Origin of the sequence: Leptospira ilyithenensis (assembly GCF_004771005.1) — a bacterium.
In the GTDB taxonomy this organism is placed as follows: Bacteria; Spirochaetota; Leptospiria; order Leptospirales; family Leptospiraceae; genus Leptospira_A; species Leptospira_A ilyithenensis.
Window position 1 is genome coordinate 320,825 of the sequence record NZ_RQHV01000042.1, and the last position, 18,509, is coordinate 339,333.

18 protein-coding genes are annotated in these 18,509 nt (G+C 40.6%); 12 read left to right on the forward strand and 6 right to left on the reverse strand.

The window, feature by feature from the left end; all coding sequences use genetic code 11:
- Positions 1-8: 8 nt before the first annotated feature.
- The 4 genes from EHS11_RS08240 (at position 9) to EHS11_RS08255 (ending at position 4,345) form a co-directional block, all read left to right on the forward strand.
- Positions 9-2,462: a hypothetical protein gene (locus EHS11_RS08240; RefSeq protein WP_135763890.1), complete on the forward strand. Its 2,454-nt coding sequence runs from the start codon at positions 9-11 to the stop codon at positions 2,460-2,462.
- The gene (locus EHS11_RS08245; protein ID WP_135763891.1) at positions 2,459-2,881 is read left to right on the forward strand and encodes an NUDIX domain-containing protein; all 423 of its coding nucleotides are present in this window, start codon (positions 2,459-2,461) and stop codon (positions 2,879-2,881) included. The genes EHS11_RS08240 and EHS11_RS08245 overlap by 4 nt, the downstream gene beginning before the upstream one ends.
- A gap of 94 nt (positions 2,882-2,975) precedes the next feature.
- On the forward strand, positions 2,976-4,049 hold the full coding sequence (locus EHS11_RS08250; protein WP_246047683.1) for a carbon-nitrogen hydrolase family protein: 1,074 nt from the start codon (positions 2,976-2,978) through the stop codon (positions 4,047-4,049).
- A gap of 98 nt (positions 4,050-4,147) precedes the next feature.
- Positions 4,148-4,345, forward strand: a complete 198-nt coding sequence (locus tag EHS11_RS08255) for a hypothetical protein (RefSeq protein ID WP_135763893.1) — start codon at positions 4,148-4,150, stop codon at positions 4,343-4,345.
- Here the strand turns inward: EHS11_RS08255 and EHS11_RS08260 are convergent.
- Together EHS11_RS08260 and EHS11_RS08265 are read right to left on the reverse strand one after the other, a co-directional pair.
- Positions 4,342-5,481: a hypothetical protein gene (locus EHS11_RS08260; protein ID WP_246047684.1), complete on the reverse strand. Its 1,140-nt coding sequence runs from the start codon at positions 5,479-5,481 to the stop codon at positions 4,342-4,344. The genes EHS11_RS08255 and EHS11_RS08260 overlap by 4 nt on opposite strands.
- Positions 5,478-6,098 (reverse strand): hypothetical protein, encoded by a 621-nt coding sequence (locus tag EHS11_RS08265; protein ID WP_135763972.1) that lies wholly within the window; start codon positions 6,096-6,098, stop codon positions 5,478-5,480. The genes EHS11_RS08260 and EHS11_RS08265 overlap by 4 nt, the downstream gene beginning before the upstream one ends.
- A 66-nt stretch (positions 6,099-6,164) precedes the next feature.
- Here EHS11_RS08265 and prfA point away from each other — a divergent pair, with 66 nt between their 5' ends.
- The 6 genes from prfA (at position 6,165) to EHS11_RS08300 (ending at position 13,109) form a co-directional block, all read left to right on the forward strand.
- Positions 6,165-7,226, forward strand: coding sequence for a peptide chain release factor 1 (gene prfA / locus EHS11_RS08270; protein WP_135763894.1), 1,062 nt, complete (start codon positions 6,165-6,167; stop codon positions 7,224-7,226).
- Between the two features lie 65 nt (positions 7,227-7,291).
- A complete protein-coding gene (locus tag EHS11_RS08275) occupies positions 7,292-9,025 on the forward strand; it encodes a S8 family serine peptidase (protein WP_135763895.1) in 1,734 nt (577 codons plus the stop codon).
- 20 nt (positions 9,026-9,045) lie between these two features.
- Positions 9,046-9,660, forward strand: coding sequence for a hypothetical protein (locus EHS11_RS08280; RefSeq protein WP_135763896.1), 615 nt, complete (start codon positions 9,046-9,048; stop codon positions 9,658-9,660).
- 29 nt (positions 9,661-9,689) lie between these two features.
- On the forward strand, positions 9,690-10,304 hold the full coding sequence (locus tag EHS11_RS08285; RefSeq protein WP_135763897.1) for an MORN repeat-containing protein: 615 nt from the start codon (positions 9,690-9,692) through the stop codon (positions 10,302-10,304).
- Positions 10,305-10,739: 435 nt separating this feature from the next.
- Positions 10,740-12,443, forward strand: coding sequence for a S8 family serine peptidase (locus tag EHS11_RS08295; protein ID WP_135763898.1), 1,704 nt, complete (start codon positions 10,740-10,742; stop codon positions 12,441-12,443).
- A 30-nt stretch (positions 12,444-12,473) separates the two neighbouring features.
- Positions 12,474-13,109 carry a hypothetical protein gene (locus EHS11_RS08300; protein ID WP_135763899.1) on the forward strand — a complete coding sequence of 212 codons (636 nt, stop codon included), beginning with the start codon at positions 12,474-12,476 and terminating at the stop codon, positions 13,107-13,109.
- Positions 13,110-13,140: 31 nt separating this feature from the next.
- Here the strand turns inward: EHS11_RS08300 and metF are convergent, their stop codons facing one another.
- Together metF and EHS11_RS08310 are read right to left on the reverse strand one after the other, a co-directional pair.
- On the reverse strand, positions 13,141-14,028 hold the full coding sequence (metF, locus tag EHS11_RS08305; RefSeq protein WP_135763900.1) for a methylenetetrahydrofolate reductase [NAD(P)H]: 888 nt from the start codon (positions 14,026-14,028) through the stop codon (positions 13,141-13,143).
- A gap of 12 nt (positions 14,029-14,040) precedes the next feature.
- Positions 14,041-14,856: an SDR family NAD(P)-dependent oxidoreductase gene (locus tag EHS11_RS08310; protein ID WP_135763901.1), complete on the reverse strand. Its 816-nt coding sequence runs from the start codon at positions 14,854-14,856 to the stop codon at positions 14,041-14,043.
- Between the two features lie 61 nt (positions 14,857-14,917).
- Here EHS11_RS08310 and EHS11_RS08315 point away from each other — a divergent pair, with 61 nt between their 5' ends.
- Positions 14,918-15,673: a biotin--[acetyl-CoA-carboxylase] ligase gene (locus EHS11_RS08315; protein WP_135763902.1), complete on the forward strand. Its 756-nt coding sequence runs from the start codon at positions 14,918-14,920 to the stop codon at positions 15,671-15,673.
- A complete protein-coding gene (locus EHS11_RS08320) occupies positions 15,674-16,477 on the forward strand; it encodes a type III pantothenate kinase (protein WP_135763903.1) in 804 nt (267 codons plus the stop codon).
- Here the strand turns inward: EHS11_RS08320 and EHS11_RS08325 are convergent.
- Entirely contained in the window at positions 16,463-17,116 is a 654-nt protein-coding gene (locus EHS11_RS08325; RefSeq protein WP_246047686.1) for an SGNH/GDSL hydrolase family protein, read from the reverse strand. The genes EHS11_RS08320 and EHS11_RS08325 overlap by 15 nt on opposite strands.
- Positions 17,097-18,467: an ArnT family glycosyltransferase gene (locus EHS11_RS08330; protein ID WP_246047688.1), complete on the reverse strand. Its 1,371-nt coding sequence runs from the start codon at positions 18,465-18,467 to the stop codon at positions 17,097-17,099. Before EHS11_RS08330 ends, EHS11_RS08325 begins: the two co-directional genes overlap by 20 nt.
- Positions 18,468-18,509: the final 42 nt, after the last annotated feature.

Below are 18,509 nucleotides of genomic sequence, written 5' to 3' on the forward strand. Positions count from 1 at the left end.
AGAAAAAAATGATTCCATCTGAAATCGCAACTTCCATCGGACCTACTTTAACCAAAAAAGAATCTCATCTTTGGGAGATCGACTTATCCAATCTGAGAATTTTTTTCGGACTTTCTATTTTATCCCGTTCGTTAAGTGAAGAGATTACAAATAATCTTCACAGTTTGCCAGGTGATATTTCTTTCATTCAAAAGATAAACCCCAATATCAATCATGAATTGATTGATATGCATATCTCTTATGTTCAGGTGCATGCAAGATCGGGTATATTGAATGATTGGCTTTTGTTTCGAGATCAGTTTGAAGAAGACTTAAGATCCGTATTCGGGACTTTTCAAAGACAATCAATCGCCAAAAAACTTCATCCCGAATTTTACGGAGAAGATCCGAAATTAAATCCTTCTATCGCCTTACTCTTTCCCTTTTATAAAAACCGTAGTGATGCGGACGGCAGATATCAAATTCTGATGGAAAGAGTTACCAGTCAGATCAATGTGGGGGATTTTTTCATCCGCATAACAATAGATGCCATTGATTTTTCCGTTCTGAACCTGAATGGTATCAAACATGAGGTGGTGGACGAAATCGGTAAAAGAACTTATATCGCAGGTGCTTCCAAGATCAGCGAATCCCTCAACAACAGTATCATAGGCGCAGCACAGAAAGGGGAAACTTTTTTCGAAGAGGAAAACAGACATTTCAGCAAAGTGTTCGAGCAACTGGAAAAAACACCTGTAGGTAAACTCACTCATATTCATTTTTATTGGGAAGATAGTTTCCGTACAATGATCCTGGCTACAGATCCTCAGAATACACTACCTTTGATGAAGAAATTATTTTTGCTTTTGGAAGATGCCGATATCTCTCAAACCATCAAAGAAGGCCATACCATATTGGCAAAACTGGGAAGGGCACAAGTGTATGTGGAATTATCCAGATTGGATCGGGTACTTAATTTCAGTTTCAACAGAAAAAGAACTCAAATCGATTCCGGTTTTTATCTGAGACGGATGCCCATTCTGGAAGCGATTGCGGATAAAAAAGAGCATTCGCATAACTTTGAAAATACGCATATTTTTTTAATCCATCATATCACTTCGGAAATCATCTCCATGATAGAAACATTGAGAAGATTGGAGATAAAGTCGCTGGATGTAGCATTTGTAAAATACGGAGGAAATATCCCTCCGGTTTATCTGGACATACTGCTCGATATTCCCACAGAATCCTTTTTTATGGCGGGTTTGGAATTCAAACTCACAAAAAACAATCGTCCTTATTACGGACTTTCTCCTCTTTATAGCGATTCTTCTCCTCATAGAAAATTTGCAGCAAAACTGGAAGAAGCAAAGTTTGGATTTTTCGATGCGATGAAATATCTTGCAACCAATTTGTTTTTAAACAAATTATTCAAATTGAGAAAGACGGGAGAAAAGATTCTGCTCGTGGAAGACGGCGGATATGTAGCTCCCATCATCAATCAACGCTGCAAAGAAAATAAAACAATCGGTGAAATTGCTTCCGAATTTTGGGCGGATTGCCCGTCGGAATTTTCTTCGGAAGAATTGTCTTCTTTCATTTCCAAAACCGTAATCGGAACAGTGGAACATACTCGCAACGGATTCGATCGGTTGAAAAAAACGGCGGGTGTTGAAAACCAACTTACACTTCCCGCATTTACCATTGCCGTTTCGAATGAGAAAACAAAAGAGGAATCCAAAGAAGTCGCCTTTTCCATATTAAACGCCATAGAAAACAGTTTGCATGGTTTGGGTAAGGTACTTTCCAAAAGAAAAATTTTGCTTCTGGGTTCTCTTGGAAACATCGGTGGATTTTTAAATACGTACCTTGTGGACGGTCGATTGCATGAATCCAATCGGGTGATTTCACAAATAGATCTTAAGTTTGAAAAGGATGGAAGCCATCAATATTCCGGTTTTTCCAAGTTACCCGCCGAAGAATTTCTTCGCATTGATTTGATCATAGGTGTCACCGGCGAGTCCGTTCTCAAACAAAAAGATTGGGAAAATTGGATTTTAAACAGTGAAAATCCTAATTTATACGTTGCTTCCGGTTCTACAAAAACGGCGGAATTCACGGATCTGATCGAATGGTTGAGTGATTTGTATCAGTCTGCAGCACCTGCCGTCGGAGGCATTCCCATCCAATTGGTCATCGATCGGATCATCGATCCGCAAACCGGAATGGATTTGGGTGGAAAAGTCAGCTTTCTATTCGAGTCCGGGAATAAGCCGATTGAAAAAACATTCTTCTTGTTAAGTGATGGTAGTCCGATCAATTTTTTGTTTTACGGAGTTCCTACGGAATCCATGGATCCTATCATCACTCAACTCACAACGGTTGCTTTGGGCATGGTTGCATTGTACAAAACAAATTCTCTTCCTACGCCTGCTCTTTATGCCGTGGATCATCAAATCGATAAATGGGGAAATCCATTATGAGCAAACACGGTTCTTTCCAAATCACTCAAAAATTATTTTTAAGAGACGGTGATAAATTCCTCATCATGCGGGATAGCAAATCAGGTTATGGGGATTTGCCCGGCGGAAGAATGAACGAAGACGAATTTTTTGAGGACTGGATGAAGAGTATTCACCGGGAAGTAAAAGAGGAGTTAGGCGAATCTGTCCGGGTGGAAATTAATCCGAAACCTATCTTCGTTCATAAACATCGTGTCAATGAAGGAAATTATCCTTGTATTATCATCGCTTATCAGGCGAAATTTTTGGGCGGTGAAATTGTTATTTCCGATGAGCATGATTTTATGGAATGGGTATCGGTGAAAAATTACGATCCATCCCCTTTGTTTACTGAATATATGTTGGATGCAGTAAAGGTTTACTTAAAAGAATATGCATAATTTCTACGTTTCTAAATCTCGAATTATTTTTTTTCTACTTCTTGTCGGCATCACTTCTTTTGCAGCACATTCTTTTCATAGTACGGGAGTGAGCGTGCCGGTACCTTCGCTTCCCATTCCTACGTATGAGGAAAACGAGGTTTCGAGAGTGGAGAAATCCTGGACTACGATTCCCATTCAAACCAACGGTGCCGATAGAAAATACGGGAACATCATTTCGATGCAGGTTTACTTTGACAGTAGTGATTTTTCCAAACAAGAGTGGTGGGCGGAAAGAATAGAGGAGCTGCTCGAAACCGGAAAAGACGCAAATATTTATGACCGTAAAACAATCATTATATTTCCGGAGCATATTGGTACCGGGCTCGTATTCTTAGGACAAACGGAACGGGTGTTTAACAGCCCTGATTGGAGATCGGCAATCGATACTTTTGTGATTCAACATGAAGCCGAATTATCTCCTCATTTGGAATTTTCCAAAAAAATAAAACCGAAATGGGAAGCTGCGTTTCGATATCAATCCCAATTAATGGCGGACACATATCAATTAACATTTGCTAGGTTAGCAAAACAGTATTCAGTTCCTATTCTTGCAGGATCTATTATTCTACCGTCTCCTAAAATTGTCGGAGGCAAACTGACCGTTGATCCAAAAGGTCCTTTGTACAATGTGTCCGTTTCATTTTCTGCCGATGGTCGTGTGATGGATCCGTTGGTTAGAAAGACTTTGCTTACGGAAGAAGAAGAAATGATTTTGGAGCCGGGGGATGTGGCGCAAGATCGAACTTGGGTAGTTCCCGGTTGGAAGGTAGCCGTATTTTTAGGGCATGAAGTTTTTAATTCAGCACTTTATGAACGATTGAGAGGCAGGCCGCTGGACGGGCTTGTATCCCCGGCTTTTTCCTTTCCTAAATTGAATGTTGAAAAAATGAAAAGTTACATCAACGATCCTGAAATCGATTCTTTGTCTGAAAATGAAATTTGGATCAAACACGGTCTTTCAAAACATATCAAAATCACTCGTGCCGTAGAGTCGGTACAAGTGTTTCTTCATGGAAAATTTTTCGAAGAAGAAACAAACGGGAAAACATTTAACATACGTGACTTTGTAAATAAAGATGAATCCGGTTCGGAATCACAACCGAGGATCTTAAATTTATATTTCTAAAAAAAGAATTAAGAGACTTAATCTAAATCAGTTTTTTTGCATTTTAAATTAAAATCCATTTGACATGGAAAGAAAACTTAAAAGAATTTTGAGGAGTTATGTCAAAAATAGGATCTTCTGCCAACGAGTTTTACGTTAAATGTCCTCTTTATACGCAAGGGTTGAAAGTATGCCCTAGCTCTAAAGACAGATTGCAGACAGATGATGTGAATTTGCTCACATCTCATTGCATAACTGAAGAATACAAAAACTGTTCTTTCTTTGTAAATCGTAATGACAACGAACAAGCCGCCTAACCATCGTTCTTTTTCTTCACTTCTTTGTAATAATTCCACATACTCCAGTCTTCTTTTGTAAATAGGAGATTGTCTATTACGAGTTCTCCTTTTTTGTTTTCGTAAACGATTCGGTCCCCGGAAACTCCCCAAAATCTTTCCAAAAAGAAAGGAAGATGTTCTTTTTTTCCCAAGATTTTCCATTTCATCGGTTGCAAAGGTTCGGACTGATTGGGAGATATAAATTCATCTTTTGCAGTGAGTCTGTAGGAAACGGCTTCTCTCGCGTTGATGGGCGTTCCTCTCGAAATAGAAGGACTTTTGTTTCCCAAATAATTGACTTCTTTTAGGAAGAGATCTCCTATCTTACCGCCTACCAGGTAAGCGGTGGTTCCGTTATGGTATAAAATCCTAGGTAGAACAATGTCTCTTGTAAAAAGGGAAATTCGTTTATGAAACGAGTTAATATAATATAGGTTATACGATCCGCCTGTTCCCGACCACAACAACCAATCGTCTCCCAGGGATGCCAATTGGTAGTTTGCTTTCAATTTGGGAAAAGTTGTAGGAAACTCTTCCCCTGAAATGTATTTTTTAGGATTTTTCGGCAAGGAAGTTTTTTCTTCAAACAGATCGTTCTCAAAGAAATAATAGATTTTGCTTCCATCGGATGTGATTCCCATTCCCGTTTTACAAGGAACATGAGCACCTGATTCGTATTCGAGTGATGAGTTTGTCAAAGAATAGGCAAAAATCGCACAACCCCCTTTTTGTTTTAACGGAAACTGCATGATCGCATATTCTCCATTAGCTGATATTTTGAAATTGTCCGGGCGGATTTTCAATTCTCTCTCTTCGCTTTTGTCTAAAATCAGATCTCTATAAAATACGGTTTTGTTTTCCGTCCAAACGATTTTTGTTCTGTCTTCCGAAGCTTGAAATAATCGGGGTTGGTTCGGTTTTGAATTGGAAAGAACTTCCGCAGAACTTCGGTTGCCAGAAAGCCTTTCTTCCAAAAGACTGAGTGCTTTTTCATACTTTTCTCTTGCGATCAAATCATCAATATCAGCGACTAGATTTTCATGTTCTGACTTGCAAGAGATCGTAAGTAGGAATAATAGTTGGTTAATTATAAAAACGAATCTAAAAAAATTCACTCTGCTTCCAAATCTGTTATATGATCCCAAGTTTCTATTTCTTTGGAAAAAAGAGCATGGGCGGTTTTTCCGACTTTTTTTGTATCAAAATAGGCAAAAGTTCCCGTGACTACGGCACCTCCCAAAGGTATCCACCTAGCAAATTGTTTGCGAAGAACCGTTTTGGTGATCAATAATCCGATCTTTTCCAATAAGGATTGAAATAACAACACCGTGGTCGGGCGAATCAGGATTTTTAAAGATGTTTCTTCGACTACTTTTCTGAATACATGCGCGCTTCCGTGTTTGAACAAACAATATAGAAGCAGCTCCCGGGTCACGTGAACTTCTTTTCCGTGAAGTGCTGCTATATCCAAAACCAAATGGCCTTGGATACGGTAAATAACCAACAATTCCGGAAGAATGCTAAGTAGCCCGAGGGGGCCCGGAGGAAGAGAGCAGGTAGCGCTGACCAGCCCGGTTTTGAATGCGGCGTTTTGCACCAATTGTTCTACCATTTCATCGGGAGCCTGAACTGTCGGGGCATAAGGGCTTCTGTATTGCTCCAAACCTGCAAATAGGTCGATCAGGCTCTCTAAAAAGCCATTGGATGGAATCGGGGATTTGTTTTCGTTCACCTTAAGCAAAATAAGTAATAGTTTTTAGTTTATCAAAATTAGGCATTCTATAGCCTTTCCATAGACATGATAGACAGATTGAAAAAAATACAAGAAAAATACCTTCGCATTGAAGATGAGTTAGGACGGGCGACTTTACCCGACCAATTGAAGAGTCTTTCCAAAGAAAGATCTCGCCTAACGCCTGTATATAGCAAAGCTGCCGATTATCTTAAAATTTCACAAGACATCGAAGACGCAAAATCCCTTCTCATATCGGAAAACGATTCAGACATGCATTCCATGTTGAAATCGGAAGTGGAAGAAGGAGAAGCAAAATTGGAATCCCTTTCCAAAGAACTGGAAATCATGCTGCTTTCCCCTGATCCCAATTCCGGTAAAAACATATTGGTTGAAATCCGTGCCGGAACGGGAGGAGAAGAATCCGGATTGTTTTGCGCAGATCTTTTCCGAATGTACAATAAGTATGCGGATAAAGTGGGGATGAAAGTGGAAGTCGTTGATTCCAGCCCGACAGGGATCGGCGGGTTCAAAGAAATCGTTTTTGCTTTGGATGATGATCGTGCTTATGATTTGTTCAAATTCGAATCAGGTACTCATCGGGTTCAAAGGATACCTGATACGGAATCCGGTGGACGTATTCATACTTCTGCAGTCACGGTTGCTGTTCTTCCCGAAGCGGAAGAAAAAGAAATAGATATCAAGGAAAGTGATCTTCGAATCGATGTTTACCGTTCCTCGGGGGCGGGTGGTCAGCACGTCAACACTACGGACTCTGCGGTTCGGATCACACATATCCCAACCGGGATAGTCTCAGCCTCTCAGGAAGAAAGATCGCAAATCAAAAACAGAGATAAGGCGATGAGAATGCTTCGTGCAAGAATTGCCGATCAGCTTGCGGAGTCCGCCAAACTTAGCGCAGATGCTTTGAAAAAAGCACAAGTAGGATCGGGAGATCGTTCCGAAAGGATTCGAACTTACAACTTTCCCCAAGGAAGATGCACTGACCATAGAGTGGGTTTTACCAGCCATAACCTACCGGCCATTATGGAAGGAGATCTGGATGAATTGATTGACGCTTTGGTGCAAGAGGATCGTGCAAAAAGGTTAGCTGAGGCGAAAGCGTAAAAAAGTGGCTTGCAATATATTTCGTGAATTCTACGATTTTTCAACGTAAGTTCCGGGAGGATACTTTGCAGGTCTTAAAATATATAATACTTTTATTTTTTATTCTTTCTTTCAGTCATTGCAAGAAGGATAAAAAAAATCCTTTCGAGGATCTTTTTACACTTTTGCTTTTGCAAAATTTACTAGGAAGTCAAGACGCGCCTTGCGCGGATTCTACCGATACTCCTTCGGATAGTTTTTACTCAAGCCAATGGCATCTTTTAAATACCGGTTCTACGGCCAGTTCCCTTTCAGGAGAGGATGCCAAAGCAGTTGGCGCATGGGCCCAAGGTTGCAAAGGAGGCGGTGTAAACATTGTGGTCGTTGATGACGGTATGGATACAAATCATGAGGATCTTAAATCCAATTACACTTCCAGTTATCAAAAATTATACGGGGGAAGTTTTTATAGTACCGGCACTTGCACTTCTTCGACGGGGTGTCACGGAACAGCCGTCGCGGGAATTATGGCTGCAGAGCAAAATTCTTTGGGTGTCGTCGGAATTGCTTCCAAAGCAAAAGTAAGTCCTCGTAACGTCCTTTTTAATGCCACGGATGTAAACTCCGGTGATGCGATGTCAACAAATACCGTCGGAGTCTTCATCTCAAATAATAGTTGGGGAGCCGCGGACAATATGGGATTGTTGTTTCCTTCCGGAAGTTTTTGGAGATCGGGGATAGACACTGCATTGTCCACCGGTAGAAACGGGAAAGGAACAGTTTTCTTCTGGGCTGCAGGAAACGGGGGCAGATCGTTAACCGCGTATTACGGCCTAGCCAATAGCACGAATATCTATACGGACAATTCGAATTACGACGGTCAGGCGAACTACTACGGAGTCAATGCCGTTTGTGCCGTCGGAAATGACGGTAAAAAAGCTTCCTATTCGGAAGACGGTGCCAATCTTCTCGTTTGCGCACATTCGCTTGGAAACACCAGTGTCGGAATCTTTACAACCGATGTATCTTCTACCGGTGGTTACAATCGTGGAACTAGTTCCACCGAACCTACAAATTTGAACTATACCAGTTCCTTTAGCGGAACTTCCGCAGCTTCTCCTCTTGCCGCCGGGGTAGGTGCACTCGTTGTAGATGCCAATCCGAGTCTAACCTGGAGGGATGTTCGGGTGATTTTAGCCAGATCCGCAAGACAAAATGATCCCTCCGATTCGGGATGGTTTACGAATGGTGCCGGATTAAAATTCAATCATAAATACGGTTTCGGAGCCGCTGACGCAAATGCAGCAGTAACACTTGCTAAATCATGGGCACTGATTGGTTCGGAAGTTCAAAAAGCCGTGACCGGTTCGACCACTAACGCATCCGTTGCGAATAATAGCGCTACCGGAGCGACAAATACGGTGGCCGTCAGTTCGTCAGGGATTGGAAAAGTGGAATTCGTAGATTTGACTCTAACGGTTACAACCGGTGCAACCGATGACCCTGGTGATTTGCAGATAGAATTGACTTCCCCTTCCGGAAAAACGGCAATCCTGTCGATCCCAAGGGCATGCATCAATTCAACACCTGCTTTTACAAGATGTACGGACTTTACAGGATATCGTTTCGGGGTAACTACCTTTATGGATGAATCCGCAGACGGAACCTGGTCTTTGAAAGTTTCGGATTTGTGTAATGCGCCATCGGGAACTACGCGTACTTGCACCGCATGGGGGGGGCAAGTATCTCCGGGTCTAACGAATAACGGAACACATACGATTTCCTCCTGGTCTATGAACATCAGGGGACGAGCTAACTAAAATTGAAACAGGAGCTATTTATGGAAAAAATTCAAACATTTAAAATCATATTCATCGGTCTTTTTTTATCCGCTTGCGTTTCTCAACCTGCTTACTCTCAGGATTTGAAACCAAGCGATCTTTATTATTACGATGGAAACAAAAGGATAGAGTTGCAACTTCATGACGGTCTGATTGCGGAATTCGGTGCCCCTTCCGAATACACGGAAACAAAATCTACGTTAGGCGTTCGTTCTTTGGATTCTACTGCGACCGTCCTGAGAAAATCGGGAGCGGCAAGTATCTGGAAAACAAAAGCAAAAGGCAACCCGGTATCGGCATCAAAAGCCTTAAATGGCTCGGGTTCCATTCAATACTCTCCTTTATTTACCAGTATGCAGGGATCAAGTTATTTGGCACTGCCGGGCAATATCATTGTTGATTTCCAAACATCCTGGTCCAGAGACAAAGTGGAAAATTTTCTAGCCTCGAAGGGATTACGAATCATCAACAAATTGGAAATGTTGGGTCATAATTATTATGAAGTGGAAACTCCTGCAGGTGCCGCTTCTTTAAATATCGCAAATTCTCTCTATGGCCAGGAAGGAGTTGTTTCTTCTTCCCCTAACTGGTGGAGAGACGTAGTAGCCAAATAGAATCCATTTTTCTTTTTGCACGAGCGGTTATGAAAATCAGATTGTTTCTATTAGTTCTTTCATTTGCATTTGTTAGCTGTGCAAGCGCACAGGGCAGATGCATGGAAGGCGAATGTGAAAACGGTTCCGGGAAAATGCAAATGGAGTCTAAATCCGTCTATGAAGGAAGTTTCACAGGCGGAAACAGGGAAGGACTGGGCAAACTGAATTATCCGAATCAAGATGAATTTGAAGGATCTTTCTTAAACGATTCGAAAAACGGATTAGGAATTTATCATTACAAAGACGGACAAACATTCGAAGGTCAATATGTAAATGATGTTCGCAATGGTACTGGAAAATACACCTATTCCGAAATGGAAATCTTTGAAGGAAATTATTCCGAAGGCGTTCGGGACGGAGAAGGATCTTATTTTTATGCCAATGGAGATCGGTTTGATGGATTTTATAAGGACGGGAAACGAAACGGTCCCGGAAAATACACATTCAAAGACAAGAATGTCCTGGAAGGAAATTGGAAAGACAATCTTCTGGAAGGCAAAGCCACGATCAAAAATCCAAAAGGCTGGTTGATCTTGGAAGGTTACTGGAAAAACAACGAGTACCTTGGAATCAACCCCCCTGAAACAACTGATCCGTTTTAAATTAACTAAAATAATAAATCAAAATTTTTGATTCCAAGTGACTCGTAAAACTTTCTAGTCGCCTTATGTTTGTTAAGCCGTATACATATGGATTCCCACTATCCTATGATCGAGTAGCCCTCTCACTTGTTCCGTTGTCCAATGTATCCCTACATTCTCCACATAGCATTAGATTGAAAATGAAAGTTTAACCAACTACAAGCAAAATATTTTAAGTGATTTTCTAAATTAAGTAGAATAATGACGGTATTTATTGTGATTTAGTATTTTTGAATATTCGATTATTTTATTATTATGTTAGATTTAATTTATTGTCATGAAAAACGTAAGACTCATCATAAGAAATGAAGTGCTCTTTTTATATAAGGAGGGGCGCAAAAGCCGTTTTGCCTGTTTTTTATTGAATTGATACCAATACAATAAGGAGACTTTATTTTGAAAACAATTCAAGGTGTTTTAATTACATCACTTGCTTTAGTTTTTTCGGATTGTAAAACTAATTTCGCCCACCAGTTATTTGCAGAACCAACTGGTTCTGACCCGTTTTATCTATATCAATGGCATTTGAAAAACCATGGAAATACTAGTGGTGCTCTTGCCGGTGAAGATGCAAAAGTAGAACCAGTTTGGGCACAGGGGATTAAAGGAAAGGGCATTACGGCCACTGTTAATGATGATGGTATGGATTTGAATCATGAGGATCTAAGACGAAATCATAGTAGGGTTCTGACTATCGACTATACCGGGCAAAACAAATTTTATTCCACTGATAAAAATTGCGTTGAAGAAGATGGCGACGGTTATGGTTGTCACGGCACTTCTGTTGCTGGTGTTTTGGGTGCAGTGGAAAACAATGCAAGAGGAGGAAAAGGAGTTGCCCCATTGGTAAAGATCGGTGCAAGAAATATTTTATTAGTTAATGATATGGTCAGCTATGCGGATGCAATGTCGAAAAATTCCAGTCGAATCTCGATTTCCAACAATAGTTGGGGGGCAGACGACGGTACTGGAAAAACAGATGATTATTTTGGGGGGCTTCTTTGGCAAGCAGCAGTAAACTCAGGTATTCAAACGGGGCGAGCGTGGAAAGGTACGTTGTATTTTTGGGCAGCGGGAAACGGAGCAGTCCCTGTTCAAGAAGGCGGGGTAGACACTCCGATCCATTTCGATAATTCCAATCAGGATTCGCAGGCAAATTATTATGGTACTTTTGCAATTGCTGCTATCGGCAATGACGGAAAAAAAGCTTCTTATTCGGAAGATGGAGCAAATTTATTGGTCAGTGCTCATTCATTGGGCAATACTGAAGTTGGAATCACTACTACAGACGTGACTGGAGGCGGGGGATACAATATAGGTAAAAGTTCGTCCGATTACACTAATACAAATTATACGAATACATTTAGTGGTACTTCCTCCTCCACTCCCCTGGCTGCCGGAGTGGGAGCTTTGGTTTTGGAGGCAAATCCTTATTTAACGATGAGGGATGTAAGAGTTTTGTTTGCCAGAACGGCGAGAAAAAATGATCCTACTGATCCTGGTTGGATTATAAATGGAGCAGGGCTGCATTTTAATCATAAATATGGTTTCGGAGCAGTTGACGCATCTTCTGCAGTAACAGCCGCTCGGTCTTGGCGAAGTTTTGGAAATATTCAAGTTTCTGCAACTGTGAATGGTGGTATAGGAGACGGAACTTCGATTCCAAACAATAATACGACAGGAATTACCAATGTTGCTGCTTTTTCATCTTCTTCCGTTACAAAAGTGGAATTTGTTGAGTTGACTTTAAATGTTTCTTCTATGACGGAAAATCCCGGTGACCTACTTGTTGAATTAATATCACCTAGCGGAACAAAAGCGATCCTTGCGGTTCCCCATATCTGTAGTGGAGAACCATTTTCTTTGGAATTACTTTCATTGTGTAACCCATATTCTAATTGGAGATTTGGTGCTACTACATTCATTGATGAATCAGCTCATGGAAATTGGAGTCTTAGGATATCCGATTTATGCAATTATTCTGGAGGAATCACTTCTTGTTCTACTTGGGGAGGATATTCCATAAATTCTACAAGGCTTTCAGTTAACAACAATGCGCACACTTTGAATTCTTGGTCTTTAAAAATCTACGGTCGGTAATGATTAAATTATTCCGAAGGAAGTACAATTATGAAAATTCTACGTAAATTTAAAACTTTAATCAAACATAGTTTAGTGATTTTGACTTTCTTTACGGTCGATATCCTCTATTTGATTTACCCTCAAGACTTAACTCATAGTAAATTTTATTATTATGACGGAAACAAACGGATTGATTTGGATTTGGATTCGAGCTTGGTTGTTGAATTCGATGCTCCTAAAGAATATTCTTTTCCGGAATCGAAATTAGGCCTTCAGTCTTTGGACAATACTGCAAAATTAGTAAAATCGAAAGGTCGGGCAAATATTTGGAAAACAAATATAAATAGCCTATCCGCAGATGCTTTAAAACTGCTAGATCAAACTCAATCCCCAAAAATTCGCTACTCTCCGGTTTTTAGATCAAAAAAAAACGGTTTCATCATGGCTCTTCCCGGGAATATCGTTATAGAATTTCTTTCTTACTGGTCCGATAATCAAATTGAAAATTGGCTGGCAACAAAGGGCTTTAAACCTATTAAAAAACTGGATATTTCAGAACGAAATTTTTACGAAATAGAAACTCCTGCAGGAATTGCGTCTTTAAACATTGCAAATTTATTAATTGGACAAGAAGGCGTAGTCTCTTCTTCGCCTAATTGGTGGAGAGAAGCTGTGCCAAAGTAGTATTTTTACACTTAAGCGGGAAAACAGAAATTTAACTGAGTGAATCGAAATTTCTAATTCCCAAAGATTCGTAAATCTTTCTTGTCGCCTTGGATTTGTTAAGTGTGTACATGTGAATCCCTGCCACTTTATGATCCAAGAGTCCCCTAACTTGCTCGGTAGCCCAATGAATCCCTACGTTCTCCGCATAACTGTCGTCTTCTGCCCGGGAAAGCGCTTTGAGTAATTTTGCAGGAAAACGGGAACCTAGAGCAAGTTCTGCCATACGCGCCATTCCTTTTCTGGAATTGACCGGCATCACCCCCGCGATGATCGGAACTTTGATCCCGGCAATTTCACATCTTTCTACAAAATCATAAAAGTCGTTATTATCAAAAAAAAGTTGAGTACAGATATAATCCGCGCCTTGGTCCACTTTCCATTTTAAAAATTCGATTTCTTTCAGACGATTGGGAGTGGCGGGGTGCCCTTCCGGAAATCCTGCGATCCCGATTCCCATTTTGGGAAAATTGGATTTGATATAAGCGACAAGTTCGCCAGCATATTCGAAACCATTTTCCATTTTTTGAAACTCAGTCTGTCCTTTGGGAGGATCTCCCCTTAATGCCATAATATTATGAATTCCTGATGTTTCATACCGTTTCAAAATCTGGCCGATTTCGTCTTTGGTCGCACCTACACAAGTCAAATGACTAACGATTATTAATCCTGTTTGCTGTTGTAATTTAACAACCAAATCATGGGTAAGGTCTCTAGTTGAACCTCCCGCTCCGTAAGTAACGCTGACATAAGCGGGATTCAGAGAGGATAGATCCTGGATGGTTTGAAATAGATCGCTTGCGGCTTCCTCGTTTTTTGGAGGAAAAAATTCAAAACTAATGGAAGTCTTTTTACGTTCTAGAACCTGAGAGATGTGCATGTGGACAAATATTTATTTGGGAATATTTTTCTCAAGCCCCTTGTTAGCCAAGAGCCAACCTTTCGAAGCTTTCGTCTTTACCGCAAGCCAGAGAGAAAATCCCGGAAAAAGAGCCGGGAGAATCACAATGGAAAACCTGAGGCGGGAAGGAACCATCACTTCTCCTTGATTTTTTCGAATCGCGGTTAGGATCGCCTTCACCACTTGGATAGGTTCGATGATAGGGGTAAAGGCTGACGGCTTGACTCCGTCAATCATCCTGGTTTTGACCATAGTCGGGCAAATCCAGCTGACTCCGACGTTTGAATCATATAGCTCCATACGAAGCGCCTGGGAAAATCCGACCACCGCATGTTTGGTAGCGGAATAGATCACGGTGCCTTCCGATCCGAATTTTCCAGCGATACTTGCCAGATTGACTATATGTGCTTTTTGGTGAGAACTTAGAATCGGAAGACAAAGATATGTGAGTTTGGCAACAGCATTGATATTGATTGAGATAACCTTTTCCCATGTGGAAAAATTCTGAGACAGGTAAGGTCCCGAAGGAGCAATCCCCGCATTATTGATCAAAATATGGAATGTAAGTTTGTCGTAACCGATTTGTCTGACAAGAGTATCGATATTGTCAGGGCGGGAAAGATCACAAGCATAGGGGAAAAACTTGCGACCTAAAGCTTCAACCTGCTTTTTGGTCTCGTTCATTTCTTTTTTTTGGACATCGACTCCGATGATATTTGCTCCGGCCTTCGCCAGTTCGATGCAAGTCAAAGCACCTATCCCCATACCCGCGCCAGTGATTAATACTGTTTTTCCGGAAATATCCATTGTTCAGATAAGACTTTATTTTTTACTTTCGTCAATCCAATTCGAAAAAGATAAGTTATCTATGTCTTATCATTTTTTAAAACCGGAACTTGGTCATCATCTAGCTAGTGTGGATTCCACAAATGAATGGATCAAAGACAGCCAGTGGGCACCCGGTTCCTGGGTTATCGCGGATGAACAAACAAAAGGAAAAGGTCGCGGTAGCAATGAGTGGATTTCGTTAGGCGATGAAAGGATTATTTTTTCGGGTAAAATCCAACTGCCTTCTTATGATATTTCTTTGCCTTTATTTTCCCTGTTTGTATCCGCTGCATTATTAAAATCCATCTTGTTTTTTTTTCCTGATTTGGAAGGAGAGATTTCAATCAAATGGCCGAACGATATCTACAAAGGTGAAAAAAAAATTGCGGGAATACTTATTGAGTCCGAGTTTCATAACGGAATTTATACCGTCATCATCGGAATGGGTTTGAATATTTTCGGAGACGGGATGCCTCAAAACTTAAATACGAAAGCATGTTATTTGTTAGATGAGAAACCGATGGAGGGTCTGACCGAAAGATTGACATTTCAATTTATGCAAGAAATCAATTCTTATCTTATCCATCTTATGGACCAAGGACAAGTACTCAAAGAACTCATTTGGATAGAAAATCATTCTTTTTTGAAAGACAAGGCGATCGAGACGGAATGGGATTCAAAAATGATTCGAGGGAAAGTTTTGGGATTTGATGAATATGGATTTCTCATTTTACTGACCGAAAGAGGGGAAAAGATCGAGCTTATGGATACCTCCCCTTCGTTTCGGGTGATATGAATGGATGAAAAGCCACTTTTATTAGTAGTCGATGTTGGAAATACCAACACAGTATTTGGGATATTCCAAGAAGGGCAAGAGATACCCGATTTTCATAAAAGAACCGTAACCCGCAGAGAACGCACTTCTGACGAACTCGGTTTTTTTTTGAAAGGTTTTCTTTCTCAGGAGAATGTAAAATCGGATCGAATCAAAACGGCAATTTATTCCAGCGTTGTCCCTTCCTTGAATCCGATCGTCGAGCGGATGTTAGAGGATTGGTTCGGTGTAAATCCTTTACGAGTTCATTATCAGATGAAATTGAACTTTGGAATCACTTATCCAAGACCTTTTGAAATCGGTGCCGATCGATTGGTGAATGCTGCTTATTCTGTGAAGGCATTTCCCGGCAGAAAAACAATCCTCGTGGATTTGGGAACCGCCACTACGTTCTGCGTTTTAAATGAAAAGCCCGAGTACATCGGCGGTGTTATCGCTCCAGGTCTTAAAATCTCAATGGACGCATTGACAAAAAATACGGCACAGCTTCCTCCTATCGTATTCGAGGCACCATCAAAAGTGTTAGGCGGCTCAACCATTGAATCTATCCAGTCCGGGTTTTATTACGGATGGATCGGTCTCTTAAAAGGGATAGTATCGGAAATCAAGAGGGAGATGCCGGGAGACTACATTGTGATCGGCACAGGCGGACTTGTTTCCACAATACACGCCTCTTCACAAAATCAGGTTTTTGATCTGATTGATCCCATGTTGACATTGAAGGGATTGAAAATTTTGGCTGATTTGAATTCAGAACCCAAGTAAAATCCGTTGGTATTCATTTCCCATAATTTCTAGTCCCAGCTGATTCGGATGTACCGGGTCATTTAGAGAATATAAAGGAGGTAATCCTGAATAAGTAGAAAATACTTTTTCAATATCGGCTAATTTATAATTAGGCTTTGTTTGAACTAAATCTCTTATACTCTGGTTGTTTGTTTTGATGGAAGGACGTAAGTCCACATAGTCGGTTAGAGGAACGGCTGTTAATATAAATAGGGAAATCGAATTTTTTTCCAGACGGCTCAAAAGTTCTTTGTACCTTGTTAAAAAATTTGTCGTTCCATACAGATTGGCATCGTTGACTCCCAACTCTATCAGCCAAATATCCGTCGATAATGCCTCAAGCTCCGGTGATTGCACGAGCCAGTCTTCCGTCCCGTAACCGGCGACCGACATATCTCTGATCGAATAGGAGGTTGGTAATTTATATTTCAAACCGAATCCGTCGGATAATTGGGAAAGTGAATCCCCGACAATTGTGATATGATAGGAACTGGTAGGCTGATTTAACAAAGCGAGTATGATCGGTGTGTCTTTTTTGGAACTATAACATCCTATAAAAAGCAAAACAAAAGAAATCGGAATTTGTCTCAAAAAAAAATCATGGACTCGCATGCTCATTCCCCGTGGGTTTATGATATACGATAGTTTTAAAATGCAACCAATGATTGCTAGGAACGGGGATGTCCCATTCCTCCCGAATCCATTCGGGATGGCTGGATAAAAACAAAGAGATTGCCTGATTTTTTAAGGAATCATTATAGAATACAAATGCATCCTGCGATTCGATGACCAGAGTATACTCATTGGAAGGGAATTCCAATTCTCCCGGAATGAATTCTAAAAACTTTTTATTAGGATATATATCGCTCAAATAAAAATAAGGATCGGGGATGGTCTGTAAGTATATCTTGTTATGCGGTTTTAGAACGGTTGCCAGTTTTTGAAATTGCGTATTTAAAATAGAAGTGGAATCCGTTTGAATCCAGTGAATGTTTACGATTTGAAGCCATCCCACAAAGGACAAACTGACCCCTGCGAGAGAAAGAATTCTTCCGAAATATTTTTGTTCCGCAAGTAATGCCATTCCCCATGCGAACGGAAATATAAAATGAAATACGTACCATCCTTCCGAGGACGAATATAAAGCAAAAGAAACGGATAAAATCCAAATCCAATATACATTCAGTCTGCTATTCAATTCATGCTTTTTCTTATACAGTGAAATGGAAATAAGCACAAGCGTAAAGATTTGAGTAATGATGATGATCAGTCGTACCTTGGAAAATGCGAATCCGAATAAAAAAACTTTTAATTTGGTTAGGGCGGTAAAACTACCGAATAGGATTTGTTTTCGAATCAACTGTGCCCCGAACTGAATCGTTAAAAGATCCCAATCAGGATGTATGTAGGCAACCCACAAACCGATGGGAATCATTCCTCCTAATACAAAGAAAAAAAATTTTTGTAAGGTGGAATCCTTGTCTCTTACCAGGAAAAACAAAGACACAAGTCCGAATGAAGCACCAAACGGGTGTGTCATGGCAGAACAGGACAAAAAGATACCTGTTAGAAAGGATTTTGATATATTTCCCCGCTTGGAACCGGCGACATATATGCTAGTCAAAAAGAAAAGGGCGGTCAAGCCTTCCATTCTTCCGGAAGTTCCGAATCGAAAAACAAGCGGTTCGGAAAGGATTGTCGCAAAACCGATCATAGCTGTGAACTTGGAAAACTTTTCCCGAACCAGGAGTTTGTAAAAGAGCCAGGCGGATAAAAATACGGTAAGCGCGCTGAAAAATCTAAAACTGTAGATCGTATCCGGTAAGATTTTTAAAAATAGAGAAGATAAGATCAAAAATCCGGGAGGCATCCAAAGTGTTTTGTATTCCATTCCCGGAACCAAACCTTCCAATACATTCGTTGTTAGATGACCTGTCTTGGCAAAAGCCTGGGCGGGAGAAAAGAACAAAACTTCATCCGGCCAAATCGGAGGAATCGATGCTGTTTGCGT